Genomic DNA, 872 nt, shown 5'->3' with positions numbered 1-872 from the left:
TCCTGCCCGCCGCCGCGGCACAACTTCGTGACCCTGCCGCGGATCCGCAGCGAGTCCCCGGCGTTCGACCTGCACCACCCGGACATCGCGATGCGGGAACAGGCGGCCCATGCCCTGCCGGCCGCGGACGAACGGGGCCGCGGGTGAGCGGTCTGCCCAAGCAGGGGGCAGGCGCCGGCGGGGACCTCGGCAACGAGGTGGAGGGCTATCTGCTGTGGCAGGCCCGGGTCGCGGAGGCGGAGCGGCGGAGCCGGGAGTTCACCGGGCCCCTGGACTGGCTGACGACGGCACAGCGCGAGGAGATCGAGCAGCGGTACGTCGCCGACAGCCTGCAGCGGGCCAGGGGCGACCTCGAACGGGTGGCGGCCCGGTGTGTCTCGCTGCGCGCGGAGTACGAACAGCGGTACCGGGAACTGCGCCGCCGCTGCGTGGGTATCACCCTCACGGTGTGCGCCGGCTGCGCGGCACTGACCGCTCTGCTGCTGGTTCTGTGACGCCGCTCTGCCTCTTCCAGGAACGCACGTCGTAGGAGACCGGCTCAGCCCGCTGCCTGGCCCGTTCCTGCCGCGTTCGGCCAGCTCTGGGCGTTGGGCCAGCCCGTCGCGGGAGCCGGGGTCAGTCCCGCGGCGGGCGCCGGTGCCGTCATCCGCCCCGCGCCGGAACCCCGGGCGGGGTCGGCGCGACGGCGGCGGCCGGTATCGGTGTGGGGGCCGGCACCGGCGCCGGGGCGGGTGCCGGTGGCGGGACGGGGGTGAACGCCGGCTGCGGGGCCGGGACAGGGGTGAAGGCCGGCTGCGGGGCCGGGGCGGGGGTGAAGGCCGGCTGCGGGGGTGGCGTGGGTGCTGGTGCCGGGGCGGGGGTGAACGTGGGCT

At 76.4% G+C, this 872-nt stretch carries 2 protein-coding genes; one reads left to right on the top strand and one right to left on the bottom strand.

Translation table 11 applies throughout. The features are described 5' to 3' along the window. Nucleotides 1-143: 143 nt before the first annotated feature. Nucleotides 144-494 carry a cytochrome C oxidase subunit I gene (locus tag IE312_RS30205; RefSeq protein ID WP_189985448.1) on the top strand — a complete coding sequence of 117 codons (351 nt, stop codon included), beginning with the start codon at nucleotides 144-146 and terminating at the stop codon, nucleotides 492-494. Between the two features lie 148 nt (nucleotides 495-642). Here the strand turns inward: IE312_RS30205 and IE312_RS42495 are convergent. Beyond that, a partial coding sequence (locus IE312_RS42495; protein WP_370467632.1) for a hypothetical protein occupies nucleotides 643-872 on the bottom strand: 230 nt, incomplete at its 5' end.

This window comes from Streptomyces capoamus (assembly GCF_014654935.1).
GTDB lineage: Bacteria > Actinomycetota > Actinomycetes > Streptomycetales > Streptomycetaceae > Streptomyces > Streptomyces capoamus.
The sequence above is the reverse complement of the archived record's forward strand: the minus strand, read 5'-3'. Positions and strand labels throughout refer to the sequence as shown.